The organism is Nocardia iowensis (genome assembly GCF_019222765.1).
Classification (GTDB): Bacteria; Actinomycetota; Actinomycetes; order Mycobacteriales; family Mycobacteriaceae; genus Nocardia; species Nocardia iowensis.
Genome location: NZ_CP078145.1, coordinates 2,066,892 through 2,080,371 on the forward strand (window position 1 = coordinate 2,066,892; position 13,480 = coordinate 2,080,371).

Sequence of the window (13,480 nt, forward strand, 5' to 3'; positions counted from 1 at the left end):
TTCTGTAGTTAGGTCCGCAGGCCAGGGGGCTTCGGCGCGGCCAAGGGGATCTGGGGATGGCGCGTGGCGCGCCGAGGCGGCCGGATCGGGCGGTAGGGTCCGCCGCATGCACACATTCGGCAGGATCATCGGGATAGGCACCATGACCGCGGCGGCGTTCACCCTCGTCGCCTGCGGCTCGGACGACAAGGCGTCGTCCACTCCTTCCGCTACCTCCGCCGCGACGTCCGCCGCACCGGCGCAGGCCGGGCCCACGCAGAGCAAGGGCCGCGAATGCACCGCGGAGGACATCAGCGTGAGCGGCGACTTCGGCACCGCACCGAAGGTCACCATTCCCGACAACTGTGACCCGCCCAAGACCCTGATCACCAAGGACCTGGTCCAGGGCAGCGGACCCGGCGCGGCCTCCGGTCAGGAGCTGACCATGAACTACGCGCTGTTCACCTGGTCCAACAAGCAGAAGAAGGACAGCTCCTTCGACCGCGGCACACCGTTCCAGCTCACCCTCGGCGGCGGCCAGGTCATCGAGGGCTGGGATAAGGGTCTGGTCGGCGTGCAGCAGGGCACCCGCAGGCTGCTGATCGTGCCGCCGGACCTCGGCTATGGCGCGGGCGGTCGCGGCATCGCGCCGAACGAGACGCTGGTCTTCGTCACCGACGCGGTGTCGGTGGGGAAGTAGCGGCGGCGAAAAGCGGCCGAGTGCAGCCCGCCGGGGCCGGTCAACTAACCTGGTCGGGATGCGTACGCCGCGTCCCTCGCCAGCCCGGCGGGCGCCGGGGTTCCCGGATCGAGTCCGGGACGACGGGGGATCGCGTCTCAACCAGAACAGACGACGAACAAGGAGCATGTCCGTGAAGAGCACCGTCGAGCAGCTGAGCCCGACCCGGGTCCGGATCAATGTCGAGGTGCCCTTCGAGGAACTGAAGCCGGACTTCGAGCGCGCGTACAAGGCACTGGCCAAGCAGGTCAAGATCCCCGGCTTCCGTCCAGGCAAGGCGCCGGCCAAGCTGCTCGAGGCCCGCCTCGGCCGCGGCGCGGTGCTGGAGCAGGTCGTCAACGACGTGCTGCCCGGTCGCTACAGCGAGGCCGTTACCGCCGCCGAGGTGAAGGTCATCGGTCAGCCCGAGATCGAGATCACCAAGATCGAGGACGGCGAGCAGCTGGCCTTCACGGCCGAGGTCGACGTGCGCCCGGAGATCACCCTGCCGGAGTACGAGAACCTGGCCGTGACCGTCGACGCCTTCACCATCGGCGACGAGGACATCGAGGAGCAGCTGCAGTCGCTGCGTCAGCGTTTCGGCACCCTCACCGGTGTCGAGCGCCCGGTCCAGGACGGCGACTTCGTCTCCATCGACCTGTCGGCCACCGTGGACGGCGAAGCCGTGCCGGAGGCCTCCACCACCGGCCTGTCCCACGAGGTCGGCTCCGGCCAGCTCATCGAGGGCCTCGACGAGGCGCTGATCGGCCTGTCCGCCGGTGAGTCGAAGGACTTCACCTCCACCCTGGTTGCCGGTGAGCACGCGGGCAAGGAAGCCGTCATCACCGTCACCGTGCAGTCGGTCAAGGAGCGCGAGCTGCCCGCGGCCGACGACGACTTCGCCCAGCTGGCAAGCGAATTCGACACCCTCGAAGAGTTGAAGGCCGACCTGCGGAACCGGGTCGAGCGCAACAAGAAGGTGCAGCAGGCGGGCGAGATCCGCGACAAGGTGCTGGAGACTCTGCTGGAGCAGGTCGAGGTGCCGCTGCCCGAGGCGGTCGTGCAGGCCGAGATCGACGCCGTCACCCACGACGCGGTGCACGGCTTCGACCACGACGAGGCCAAGCTCGCCGAGGCGCTGGAGGCCCAGGGCTCCAGCCGCGAAGAGTTCGACAAGGACGCCAAGGAATCGGCCGAGAAGTCGGTGAAGACCCAGCTGTTGCTGGACGCCATCGCCGAGGCGGACAACACCCAGGTCGGCCAGGACGAGCTCACCGAGCGGATCCTGTTCCAGTCGCAGCGCTACGGCATGGCGCCGGAGCAGTTCATCCAGCAGGTGCAGCAGGCGGGCCAGCTCGGCGCGATCTTCGCCGACGTCCGTCGTGGCAAGGCACTCGCCGGTGTGGTCAACAAGGTGAAGGTGACAGACTCCGAGGGCAACGCGGTGGACACCGCCGAAATGTTCGGTGCCCCCGAAGATTCCGACACCGCGACCGACGCTCCCGCCGAGTCGGCGGTGGACGGCGACTCGACCGAGACCGCTGCGGCGAAGGCCGAATAATTTATGGAATGCCAGCGTGACAAGTGGCGGCAGGCTGCTGTGATTGCGCTGTGAACGAGCGAAGCGAGTGAACCAAAGACACAGCGCGCCCTCGCGAACAGTGCAGCTGAGCGCCAGCGAAGTTGCGCTGTGAGCGAAGAAAGGGCGGTACCGGGAGTTCGGTGCCGCCCTGCTTCGTTAATGTTTGTGACAACGAACCAGAGATGGCCGTCGGCCAACGAGCCGGTAAGAAAAGGCAGGTATCCGTGACAGTCAATCAGGCAGGGGTCGTCATGACATCCGCGACTGCTGGTCTCAACCTCAGCGATTCGGTGTACGAGCGCCTGCTCCGTGAGCGCATCATCTTCCTCGGCACCCAGGTCGACGACGACATCGCGAACAAGCTCTGCGCGCAGATCTTGCTGCTTGCGGCGGAGGATCCGACCAAGGACATCTTGCTCTACATCAACTCGCCCGGTGGTTCGGTGACCGCCGGTATGGCCATCTACGACACCATGCAGTTCGTCGAGTGCGATATCGCCACCTTCGGCATGGGCCTGGCCGCGTCGATGGGTCAGTTCCTGCTCACCGCGGGCACCAAGGGCAAGCGCTACGCACTGCCGCACGCGCGGATCATGATGCACCAGCCGTCGGCCGGCATCGGTGGTTCCGCCGCCGACATCGCGATCATGGCCGAGCAGTTCGCGCACACCAAGCGGGAGCTCAACGAGCTGCAAGCGCTGCACACCGGCAAGTCCGTGGAGCAGGTCACCATCGACGCCGACCGTGACCGCTGGTTCACCGCCAAGCAGGCGCTGGAGTACGGCTTCATCGATCACGTGATCGGTCACGCGAACCAGGCCAACGGCGTAGGCAACGACTAGGCGCCATCCGGACTCTTTGTCCGTTCAGCGCAGCAGCCGCTAACACACACAGACTTTGGAGACGAAGATGGCCAACCAGTTTGACCCACGCGCACTCGGCGGTATGGCACCGCAGAGCCCGCAGTCGCGCTACATCCTGCCGTCGTTCATCGAGCATTCGAGCTTCGGCGTCAAGGAATCCAACCCGTACAACAAGCTGTTCGAGGAGCGCATCATCTTCCTCGGCGTGCAGGTCGACGACGCCTCGGCGAACGACGTCATGGCACAGCTGCTGGTGCTCGAGTCGCTGGATCCCGACCGCGACATCACCATGTACATCAACTCGCCCGGTGGCTCGTTCACCTCGCTGATGGCCATCTACGACACCATGCAGTACGTGCGGGCCGACGTCGCGACCGTCTGCCTCGGCCAGGCCGCCTCCGCCGCGGCCGTGCTGCTCGCCGCCGGTACCCCCGGCAAGCGTGCCTGCCTGCCCAACGCCCGCGTCCTGATCCACCAGCCGTCGCTGGAGGGTGGCATCCAAGGTCAGGTGTCGGACCTGGAGATCCAGGCCGCCGAGATCGAGCGCATGCGTCGCCTGATGGAGACCACGCTGGCCCGGCACACCGGCAAGAACGCGGACCAGATCCGCAAGGACACCGACCGCGACAAGATCCTGACAGCCGAAGACGCCAAGGAGTACGGGATCATCGACCAGGTGTTCGACTACCGCAAGCTCAGCGCGCAGAAGAAGTGATCGGATCGGGCGAATCGCCGACCCCGGCGGCGATTCGCCCGTAAATTGCTGTACCCCAGGGAATTCCGGCCGGGATGTGTGCCACGTGGCATGCTGCCCGGCCGGACTGCTTCAGTCGCAAGGCCGGACCGGAAACGCTTCCGTCACCAGCACCGATGTACCCAGCGGCCGAAGCGGGAAAAGGCTGCTGAACGGATACAACGCGCTCCGGTGCCGTGAGAACTCGCACAACCCGGCGGAGAAACATGCTCGAGTTGTCGACCTCCATCGCACACACCAGGTACGGTCAACCTAGGGACCTTTGCTCCCGGTTGACAGCACTGCCCCACCCACCGGAACCGGTCGATGCGTTTGCGACTTCGTCGGTGGCGTTGCGAAGCACGGCGGCAGATAACTGGCAACCTGGACAGACGGTTGCACGCGGACGAAGGAAGTAGGGACCCACGAGATGGCGCGCATCGGAGATGGCGGCGATCTGCTCAAGTGCTCGTTCTGCGGAAAGAGTCAGAAGCAGGTCAAGAAGCTCATTGCGGGACCAGGGGTGTACATCTGCGACGAGTGCATCGATCTATGCAATGAGATCATCGAGGAAGAGCTCGCGGAGTCCAGCGAGGTCAAGCTCGATGAGCTGCCCAAGCCTGCCGAGATCCGGGACTTCCTGGAGAACTACGTGATCGGGCAGGACACCGCCAAGCGCACTCTCGCGGTGGCCGTGTACAACCACTACAAGCGCATTCAGGCCGGCGACAAGGGCCGCGACAGCCGCGGCGAGGTCGTCGAACTGACCAAGTCGAACATCCTCATGCTCGGCCCCACCGGCTGCGGCAAGACCTACCTCGCGCAGACGCTGGCCAAGATGCTCAACGTCCCGTTCGCCATCGCAGACGCGACCGCGTTGACCGAGGCCGGGTATGTCGGCGAGGACGTCGAGAACATCCTGCTGAAGCTGATCCAGGCCGCCGATTACGACGTGAAGCGCGCCGAGACCGGCATCATCTACATCGATGAGGTCGACAAGATCGCCCGCAAGAGCGAGAACCCGTCGATCACCCGCGACGTCTCCGGTGAGGGCGTGCAGCAGGCGTTGCTGAAGATCTTGGAGGGCACCCAGGCGAGTGTGCCGCCGCAGGGCGGACGTAAGCACCCGCACCAGGAGTTCATCCAGATCGACACCACCAACGTGCTGTTCATCGTGGCGGGCGCGTTCGCGGGCCTGGAGAAGATCGTCTCCGACCGGACCGGCCACCGTGGCATCGGCTTCGGCTCCGAGGTGCGCTCCAAGCAGGAGATCGACACCGCCGATCACTTCGCCGAGGTGATGCCGGAAGATCTGATCAAGTTCGGCCTGATCCCCGAGTTCATCGGCCGCCTCCCGGTGGTTGCCTCGGTGACCAACCTGGACAAGGAATCGTTGGTCAAGATCCTCTCCGAGCCGAAGAACGCGCTGGTCAAGCAGTACATCCGGCTGTTCGAGATGGACGGCGTCGACCTGGAGTTCACCACCGACGCCCTCGAAGCGATCGCCGATCAGGCGATCCTGCGCGGCACCGGTGCTCGTGGCCTGCGTGCCATCATGGAGGAAGTCCTGCTGCCGGTGATGTACGACATCCCCAGCCGCGACGACGTCGCCAAGGTGGTCGTCGACTCCGACACCGTCACTGAGAACGTCCTGCCAACCATCGTGCCGCGCAAGGCGCAGCGCACGGAACGCCGGGAGAAGTCCGCGTAACCACGCAGCACAGACAAGCGCCACAGACACAAGAGGGAAGCCACCGCGCAGCGGTCGCTTCCCTCTTTGTTTTCCGTGGGAAAGTCTTTGTTTCCAGTAGGAAAGAAGTTGCGATAAAAAAGGTGTAGCCGCTCGGCGGCTGGGGTACCCCTGATTCAGGGTTGAGCAGACAGCCTAGTCCTGGACCGCTCAACGCGGCCGGGGCGCAACGCTTTGCCGGCAACGGACGTCATTTGCCGTGCGCGACAGGACCGAGATCCTTATGTCGACAACTCTTGCTACTCCTGCATCCCTCGCGACCACGTCGAGACCCGCGCCCAGTCAGGAACGAGGTGTGGCACCGAGTCGAGCCACGTTGCCGAGTGCTCCGGAAGCAGCGGCCCGACTGCGTGTTTCCCTCACCTCGCCGAGTGAGGCGGTCACCCTGTGCGCCGTCGCGGGTGAAGTGGATTTCTACACTGCGGATCTGTTCCGCGACCGGCTGATCGGCTCACTGAGCGCCGCCGCACCAATGGTGGTCATCGATTTGTCCCAGGTGACGTTCTTCGGCGTCGCCGGTCTGCACGTGCTGATCGAGGCGCGCACCTGGGCTGAACACACCGATCGCCGGGTCCGTCTGGTCACCGGCCCCCGCTGCGTCGACCGACTGCTAGCCGTCGCCGGTGACGTGGTCGCCTTCGACACCGCGACCAACCTCGCCGAAGCGGTGCTCGACGCCGCGTAACTATCGGGACGCGGTGGCGGTCACTACGATTCGATCATGTTTGCCCGCCACCGCCTCGAGCGGAAGATCGACGCGCTCAACTTCAAAATGGATCGGATTCTCGAGCACCTGGGGATCCAAGAATCGCCCGCGTTACCCACCGACGAACCGGTCCGGGCGGCGCCGGTCACCACACGGCCCGGCTCCGGCAACTTCGCCGAAATCGACGATCTCTTGGCGCAGGGCAAGAAGATTCACGCCATCAAGCGCTACCGCGAGCTGACCGGCTGCGGCCTCAAAGAGGCCAAGGAAGCCGTCGAGCGCCGCTACCCGTATTGACGTCCGTTACCCGTGTTGACGCACCAGCGTCACAGCGGCACCGGCCGTTCGTGCACCACATGCTTCATCACCAACGTCGACGTCAAGTGCTGAACGCCGGGTAGCGTGGCCAGCTTTTCGTCGTAAAGCTGTTGGAACGCAGGCAGATCCGCCGCGACGATGCGCAGCAGAAAATCGGGGTCACCGAAGAGTCGCTGCGCCTGTAGCACGTGTGGGATCTCGGCGACGGCCTGCTCGAACGCCGCGACGGTGCGGCGATCTTCCTGGCGCATGGTGACGAAGACCAGCGCCTCGAACGTCAATCCGACGGCGGCGGCGTCGACCAGCGCGCGGTAGCCGCGGATCACGCCGGACCGTTCCAATTCCCGCAGTCGACGGTGGCACGGCGACAGGCTCAACCGCACCCGGGCGGCGAGTTCGGTGATCGTCAAACGACCGTCGTGTTGTAGCTCGGCAAGAATCTTCCGGTCGACGCGATCCATGGGGGAGATCCTTCCACATATACGCGTTCAGCTGCGAATACTTGGAATCAACTCCCCGCTTGATCCGCCTATTCTTCCTTCGAGTGTCTATTCGAAGGGAGAAGTTCCGTATGGCTGTCGGGTACATCGCCGCGTTCTGGACCGTGTCGATCCTGCTGATCCTGGTGCCCGGCGCGGACTGGGCGTACGCGATCGCCGCCGGTCTGCGTGAGCGTTCGGTGCTGCCCGCCGTCGGGGGACTGCTCCTGGGTTATGTCGCGTTGACCGCGGTCGTCGCGGCCGGGGTCGCCGCCGTTGTCGACCGGAATCCCGTTGTGCTGACGGCACTCACGGTGTTCGGCGGGCTTTATCTGATGTGGCTCGGCGGCACGACGCTGGCCGCGCCCAGTGCCCCCGCCACCATGCCGGAGGAGACGAATCCGTCCCCGTGGGGTGCCAGCGTCCTGCGCGGCATCGGCATCAGCGGACTGAACCCCAAAGCCATCCTGCTGTTCCTCGCCCTGCTCCCGCAGTTCACCGACCGCACCGGCTCCTGGCCCCTCGCCGCCCAGATCGGCGCCCTCGGCCTGATCCATACCGCCAGCTGCGCGGCCATCTACCTGTGCGTCGGCGTGCTGGCCCGCACCGTCCTGCGCGCCCGCCCCACCGCCGCCCGCATCGTCACCCGGACTTCCGGCGTCGCCATGCTGATCATCGGTGCGCTGCTCTTGGTGGAACGCTTCGTGTGAGGGGTTGTCCGCCGAGAACCGCACTGGCGGGTCGGTATTCGGACGAGTAGTACCGACGCCGCATCCGGTCTCAGCTAGGCTGGCAAGCCGTGTCCTCAGGGAGTCTTCCGTGGACGAGATAGTCAACCGTGATGGCTCGGGCGCATGAGCTGGTCCCGGGGATCGAGCCGGGGAGGCCCTTGGGTTTGGTTTGCGGTAGGACGAGATGCCCGGGTTTGCGGACGACCGTGATCAGCCGTGAATTCGGGATCGTCGTGCGGACTGCTCGAGCTCCCGAGATCGGTGTGACGGGGTCCTTCTCGTTGCTGATCAGCACCGCGGAGCCGATTCGGTCGTAGTCCGCCGAGCACCGGCACTGTGATGGCAGCTCGTCGTGTCCGGCACACGGATTCCCCCTCCGCCCGAATAGGCTGTGCGCCAATCTAACCGATGGTTCGGTCAGTGTCGACTCTCGAACGGGCGACTACTGAGCTGCGCAGCTCCGATCGCTGCGGCAACCTGTCTGACAGAGGCACTAGCCTCCCGGTATGAACCCGCAACACCCGATCGGGGCTGATATCGCTGCCGATCTGCACCGCTACCTTCAGCAATCCCGAGACAGTGTCCTTTCCTCGCTGGAAGGCTTGGGGGAGTACGACATTCGACGACCGATGACGCCTAGTGCTACCAATCTGCTCGGGCTGGTCAAGCACCTTGCCGGGATCGAGCTCGGGTACTTGGGTGACTGTGTGGGTCGGCCTGCTCCGGTGCGGTTGCCGTGGGTCGAGGACGGGTCGATCTGGGAGAACGCCGATATGTGGGCCACGGCCGAGGAAACGAAGGATGAGTTGGTTGGGTTGTATCGAACGGCTTGGCGGCACGCAGATGAGTCGATCGAACAGCTCGGCTTGGATGCCCCGGCGGAGGTGTTGTGGTGGGCCGAGGAGCGGCGGAAGACCACGCTGGGGGCTCTGCTTGTTCGTGTTGTCGCCGAAACCGCCCAGCATGCGGGACATGCCGACATCTTGCGCGAAATAATCGATGGGCGCGCGGGTGGCGATCATGACGAGATGGGCGACGCGGAGTGGTGGTCCCGTTATGTCGAGCGGGTCCAGCGGGCGGCGGACAGTCATCGGTGACCGTAGTGCAAAGCCCTCGGCAATCTCACGAAAAGATCCGAGGGCTTGTGGCCTTTACCACGAGGCTTTGGTCTGCTCGTTTTCCATCCGGTAGTAGCGGCGGGTGAGGTCGAGGAGGCGGGCTATCTCGTTGGTCATCGAGGTGGGGCTCATCGGGGTGGCGACAATGGGGTCGCCGGACTTGATGTAGTAGCGGCCGTCGTCGGCGTAGTCGGTCCAGAGGAAGCCGCGACCATCGGTGGTCGGCCTGGAATCGATGGAAGGACCGGGGAATACGGTGATTTCGCCGACGGCGGTGCGGTCGCGCTTGAATATGCGATTGAGCTGTTCGTTGATGCTGACCTCGTCGGGGCGGCGGACATAGCGCTGGCGGTCGGCGGCGATCTCGTCCCTGCGGAAGCTGACCGCCGGGTGGGTGCCCGCCGGTGCCTTCGGCAGTGCGGCCACCGCCGCGGCGGCCACCTCGCTCGGCGCGCACAAGCCCATGATCACGTCACCGCCGGTGTCTTCAGCCGTGCCGGGTAGCTGAACGAGGGTGGCGCCGGAACCATTTCGGACCGCACCATGGAACCGGAACACCGCGGCGAGCCCGGAACCGCCGAAACCTTTGGATTCGACGCGTGTTTCGGGTTCCAGCAGCGTCGCCAGTGCCAGTTCCAGGTTCTCGGAATACCGGCCGAGTAGTGACTCGACAGCCGACTCTCGTTGCCGGACAAGGTCTTCCCAGTCAATCGCCGTCGTCGGCCGGAACGCCAACGGGTAAGGCAGGCGGTCGCGTCCGTAGGCCGACCAGAGGATGTCGAACTCCTGGCCGGTGAATCGCCAACTGCGCACGCTCAGTTTTCCCCGATCACCGGGGGTACGGCCGGGTTCGGTGTGCCGAGCAGTTCCTCGGACCTGTCGATGATCAAGTAGTCCGGGATCTGGTGGTTCTCCTCGTCATCCTTCTTCGCGCCCGCGCCACCGGCCATCGGCATGCCACTCATGCCAGGGCGTCCCGCGGCGCCGGTGGTGGAGGTGCCGGAGCGGGCAGCGAGCGGTGCCGCGGTTCCCGGCTGCTGCGGGGTGCCGGGGATGCTGCGGCCAGGGGAGGGGGCGCCCGGAGTGCCTGGGGTGCCCGGACCGGTTCGGGCGCTGGGACTTCCGGGGGAGCGAGTCGTGTTCGGGCTGCCCGGAGTCGTGCTTCGACTGGGCACCTGGGTACCCAGCGGTGTTGTGCCCGGGGTGTTTTGGCTCGAAGTGCCGGTGGGAGTGGAGCTTGGTGTCGCGGGATTGGTTGCTTGAGTGGTGGTTTGCGTCGTACCGGCCGCGGTGGTCTGCGGGTTCTCACCAGCCGGTTGAGTGCTGGGGTTCTGCTCTTGCTTCGGATCTCCGGAATTGTTGGCTGGTGCCTGAGTTTCCTGCTTCGACGGATCGCCGGTGCTCGAGGAAGTCTGCGGGCCCGCGGAGGAGGACGGCGGAGCCATCGGCTGATCCGGATTGTTCACCAGGGTCGGGCTGTTCGGCACCACGGGTACGCCGGTGTCGGTCTGGTTCGCGACCTGCCAATACACCGTGCGGAGCACGCGGCGCGCCTCAGCGGTCGCCTCGGTCTGGTTGTGATCGTCGACCTTCAGCACACCCTCGGTGGGCAGCGTCTTACCGCGCAGGTCGGGGCCTGATTCTGAGGCGCGTGGCATGAGGGCCTGCGTTTGATGCAGGCCGGTGTACAGCTCGTTCAGCTTGACCGAGATGAGCTCGGTAGCGAGAGTCAGTTGTTGTGACTGGTCGACGTACCGGTTGACGGACTGGACTGCCTGCTGCGCGGCTTGGCCCTCCCAGCCGTTTGCGACGGTCGCCTTGATTGCGTCACCGAAGGTATGCGACTTCTCCCGGAATGCGGCGCTGATGTTCTGCCACATTTGCGAGGCTTCCCACGCTTGGCCGGGTTTCATTGCCTCGACCTTGCTGACGAGGTCCTGCAAGGTGCCGGTCTCGATCACGAACAAGTCCTCGCCGGGGTTGGTGATCGACGGCGGGTCGTAGCCCTGCTCGATCTCTTGCGCTAGGCGGCTGCGGTGCGAATAGATCGCGGTGCGGTCGTCATTCCACTGCTGTTGAGCAGCGATGATTCGGGCTTGATAATCGTCTTGACTCATGAGCCGCCCTCCCCAGGGACGTCAATGGCCGCGATCTTCTGGCTGTTGCTTTCATCTACCGATTGGTAGTTCGCCACGGCCTGGGCGAACACTTGACGCATCAGTTGGACTTCTTCGATGTGGGTCTCGAGGGACGATTCGAGCGAGGTGTCGCCGCCTCGGCCTTTCAGCGCGAACTTTCGCTCCAAGATCGGACCAGACGGCATTCCGCCGAAGCCCGTCGCCCACTGAACACCGCGGGTGGAGCTGCGAATATCATCGAGGTCCTCTAGATATGCCTCGCATTTCGCGTCCAGGTCTTTGCCCACATCTGGACTCAGCCTCAGCTCGCCTGCGTTAGCCCGCTCGAGGAGCTGACCCCAGTCCGATTGTGGAGCAGCTGGGTCCATGGTTCAGTTCCCTCCGCCGGGCAGGTACTTTGCAAAATCGTTCGCATGCCGGGTGGCTTGATCGCAGGGCTCCCCGAGCTTGCCGACCGAGTACCTGGTGGTGACCAGAAACGCCACTGTCCCTGAGGCTGTCCCCTGAGGGACCTCGACCGCTACGCCGCAATCGAGTCGCTTTGCGTCATCGACGAACAAGAAGCGTAATGCTGGACGTCCGCCGACCGTCACTGGTGTGAAGCCCTCTAGGTCCTGACGCTCCCGGATCGCCTGCAGCGTGGGTTCACCGGAGTAAACCCCCAGGTCGTACCACTTGGCGGCTGACCGCCAGCCACAGACTTTCCAGCCTGTCGGGTCGATCTTTGCGACATCCTTGGTGCGGGTCTCGGGGTTGAGCTCACCGGCCCGCAACGCATCATCCGGCAGTGCCGTACATGGATCCCAAATCGCCGCGTCCACGGAAGTCGCGGTCGAAGGCTTCCCAGTGGCGCTCGTTGTCGTACTCGGCCCCCCAGTCGCCGTAGGCGACCCATCAGTCGAGTCCCCACACCCCGCCAACGCCAGCACCACACCCACTACCAGGGCGATACCTCGCAGCTTGTTCCCCCTGCTGGCCATCCGTTCCCCTAACCGCCGGTGTCCAAAATCCATCCGAGGTGGATGCGCCCCGGTGCCCACCCCCGTTACCTGGGCAAACCGTACCGCCGACCACTCGCGCGCCGCAACAACCCGGAACATTCCACCACCGATCAGCACTTCTCGTAACGTTCCGCGAGTGTCTGCTCGGCCGGGCTGGGCGGGTACGCACGGGACGTGCATCCACCGATCGTGATGTTGAGCGGCGCGGTGGGGTTTTCGCCGAAGGTGCCGCTGAGGTCGCGGGCGGCGGTGTAGCGGATGGGTGCGCCCAGTTCGGCGACGATCGGGAGATGCTGCTCGGCCAGCAGCTCCGCGTCGTTGGGGCGCGACGAGTCGAGCTGTTCGATGATCGCGGATCCGGTGGTCATCCGAACGGAGTGGGGCGTGTGCTGGTCAACATTGAGTCGATTCCAGACGGAGAGTTCGAGCTCGTTCGGGTACCTGCCATTGGCTTGTAGAAACCCGGTCCCGCGCTCCGATGGCTTTACCTCCCACCGAGCGGTTGATAGATCAGGGAACTCGCGTGCCAGGCGTCCGTACGCCTCGCCGACGGCGTTGAAGTCGTTCTCGCTCAACAGGTTCAGTGAAATATCGCCCACTCCGATATCGCCCGTTTTGCCGCGATATCCGGTGTGGTAAATCCAGTCCACCTCGTATCCGGGAAAGGTGGCCCGTAGCGCGAGCCAGCGCGCGACGCGCTCCGCCGCGGAGTCGAGCCCGGCCTTCCCCGCTCTGAAGGAGCCGCCGGTGTCACCTCGACGGACTTGGATATCGATGTCCCACGAATGGAATTCCGGCCCCGCCACTTGGTCGCGGAAGGTCTGCACCACCGCCTTCGCCTGTTCGGCGGAGGCCTCCTGGGTCAGCACGATGACGGCTGAGAACGACAATCCGGTCCCGGTGGAGGCGTGTTGGACTCCGGGCATCCGCTCGAGGGCCGCTTCGATTTGCGTCGACTGCCGGCCGAGGTCCGGTCGCGGATCGCTGGCCGCGGCGTTCATCAAAGCCAGTCCGCCGCAGGCTGAAATGAGGACGCCGCCCAGGGCGGTCATTGCCCACATGAACGGGGGCCGACCCCGGCGTCCTGCGACGACGATCATCACTCCGGCCACGAGCAGCGTGCTGCCGACGCCGACGAAGGTCACGCCAAGTGACCAGGGCACCAACCATTCTCGGCACTCGTGATACGAACAGCCGTCGGTGAACATCACGGTAAAGGGGGCGATCCAGGTCGCGAACACGCCGATCCCGACCGCGAGGGCATACACGAGCCAGGCCGTGACCAAGTCCCCGGTGGACGGCCGAGGCTGCTGATCTTTCACTTCGACAGGCCCCCTGAAATGTGAGACGTTGCCCGTCCACCC

The 13,480-nt window shown here is 65.0% G+C and carries 16 protein-coding genes; 9 read left to right on the forward strand and 7 right to left on the reverse strand.

The window, feature by feature from the left end; translation table 11 throughout:
* The first annotated feature begins 106 nt into the window (after window positions 1–106).
* The 7 genes from KV110_RS09355 to KV110_RS09385 all read left to right on the forward strand — a co-directional run bounded on the left by KV110_RS09355 (window position 107) and on the right by KV110_RS09385 (window position 6,628).
* Window positions 107–679, forward strand: coding sequence for an FKBP-type peptidyl-prolyl cis-trans isomerase (locus KV110_RS09355; RefSeq protein WP_218475166.1), 573 nt, complete (start codon window positions 107–109; stop codon window positions 677–679).
* A gap of 172 nt (window positions 680–851) precedes the next feature.
* On the forward strand, window positions 852–2,258 hold the full coding sequence (gene tig, locus KV110_RS09360) for a trigger factor (protein ID WP_357940301.1): 1,407 nt from the start codon (window positions 852–854) through the stop codon (window positions 2,256–2,258).
* Window positions 2,259–2,530: 272 nt separating this feature from the next.
* A complete protein-coding gene (locus tag KV110_RS09365) occupies window positions 2,531–3,121 on the forward strand; it encodes an ATP-dependent Clp protease proteolytic subunit (protein ID WP_218475169.1) in 591 nt (196 codons plus the stop codon).
* A gap of 67 nt (window positions 3,122–3,188) precedes the next feature.
* Window positions 3,189–3,857, forward strand: coding sequence for an ATP-dependent Clp protease proteolytic subunit (locus KV110_RS09370; RefSeq protein WP_218475171.1), 669 nt, complete (start codon window positions 3,189–3,191; stop codon window positions 3,855–3,857).
* A gap of 448 nt (window positions 3,858–4,305) precedes the next feature.
* Window positions 4,306–5,586: an ATP-dependent Clp protease ATP-binding subunit ClpX gene (gene clpX / locus KV110_RS09375; protein WP_218475172.1), complete on the forward strand. Its 1,281-nt coding sequence runs from the start codon at window positions 4,306–4,308 to the stop codon at window positions 5,584–5,586.
* 334 nt (window positions 5,587–5,920) lie between these two features.
* Window positions 5,921–6,310: an STAS domain-containing protein gene (locus KV110_RS09380; protein ID WP_246634427.1), complete on the forward strand. Its 390-nt coding sequence runs from the start codon at window positions 5,921–5,923 to the stop codon at window positions 6,308–6,310.
* Between the two features lie 36 nt (window positions 6,311–6,346).
* Entirely contained in the window at window positions 6,347–6,628 is a 282-nt protein-coding gene (locus KV110_RS09385) for a ribosomal protein bL12 (RefSeq protein WP_246634428.1), read from the forward strand.
* 29 nt (window positions 6,629–6,657) lie between these two features.
* On the opposite strand, the gene KV110_RS09390 is transcribed toward KV110_RS09385, so the two are convergent.
* Window positions 6,658–7,110, reverse strand: coding sequence for an Lrp/AsnC family transcriptional regulator (locus KV110_RS09390; RefSeq protein WP_218475174.1), 453 nt, complete (start codon window positions 7,108–7,110; stop codon window positions 6,658–6,660).
* 110 nt (window positions 7,111–7,220) lie between these two features.
* Here KV110_RS09390 and KV110_RS09395 point away from each other — a divergent pair, with 110 nt between their 5' ends.
* Window positions 7,221–7,838, forward strand: coding sequence for a LysE family translocator (locus KV110_RS09395; RefSeq protein WP_218475176.1), 618 nt, complete (start codon window positions 7,221–7,223; stop codon window positions 7,836–7,838).
* A 70-nt stretch (window positions 7,839–7,908) separates the two neighbouring features.
* On the opposite strand, the gene KV110_RS42040 is transcribed toward KV110_RS09395, so the two are convergent.
* Window positions 7,909–8,154, reverse strand: a complete 246-nt coding sequence (locus tag KV110_RS42040) for an alpha/beta hydrolase (protein WP_218475177.1) — start codon at window positions 8,152–8,154, stop codon at window positions 7,909–7,911.
* Between the two features lie 211 nt (window positions 8,155–8,365).
* On the opposite strand from KV110_RS42040, the gene KV110_RS09405 reads away from it, so the two are divergent.
* Window positions 8,366–8,956: a DinB family protein gene (locus tag KV110_RS09405; RefSeq protein ID WP_218475179.1), complete on the forward strand. Its 591-nt coding sequence runs from the start codon at window positions 8,366–8,368 to the stop codon at window positions 8,954–8,956.
* 54 nt (window positions 8,957–9,010) lie between these two features.
* Here KV110_RS09405 and KV110_RS09410 read toward each other — a convergent pair whose 3' ends face one another.
* From KV110_RS09410 to KV110_RS09430, 5 genes are all read right to left on the reverse strand, one after another.
* A complete protein-coding gene (locus KV110_RS09410) occupies window positions 9,011–9,790 on the reverse strand; it encodes an ESX secretion-associated protein EspG (RefSeq protein ID WP_218475180.1) in 780 nt (259 codons plus the stop codon).
* Between the two features lie 2 nt (window positions 9,791–9,792).
* Window positions 9,793–11,094 (reverse strand): PPE domain-containing protein, encoded by a 1,302-nt coding sequence (locus KV110_RS09415; RefSeq protein WP_218475182.1) that lies wholly within the window; start codon window positions 11,092–11,094, stop codon window positions 9,793–9,795.
* Entirely contained in the window at window positions 11,091–11,402 is a 312-nt protein-coding gene (locus KV110_RS09420) for a hypothetical protein (RefSeq protein WP_218475184.1), read from the reverse strand. Before KV110_RS09420 ends, KV110_RS09415 begins: the two co-directional genes overlap by 4 nt.
* A gap of 84 nt (window positions 11,403–11,486) precedes the next feature.
* On the reverse strand, window positions 11,487–12,296 hold the full coding sequence (locus KV110_RS09425; RefSeq protein WP_343224173.1) for a DUF3558 domain-containing protein: 810 nt from the start codon (window positions 12,294–12,296) through the stop codon (window positions 11,487–11,489).
* Window positions 12,227–13,438, reverse strand: a complete 1,212-nt coding sequence (locus KV110_RS09430; RefSeq protein WP_218475188.1) for a hypothetical protein — start codon at window positions 13,436–13,438, stop codon at window positions 12,227–12,229. The genes KV110_RS09425 and KV110_RS09430 overlap by 70 nt, the downstream gene beginning before the upstream one ends.
* Window positions 13,439–13,480: the final 42 nt, after the last annotated feature.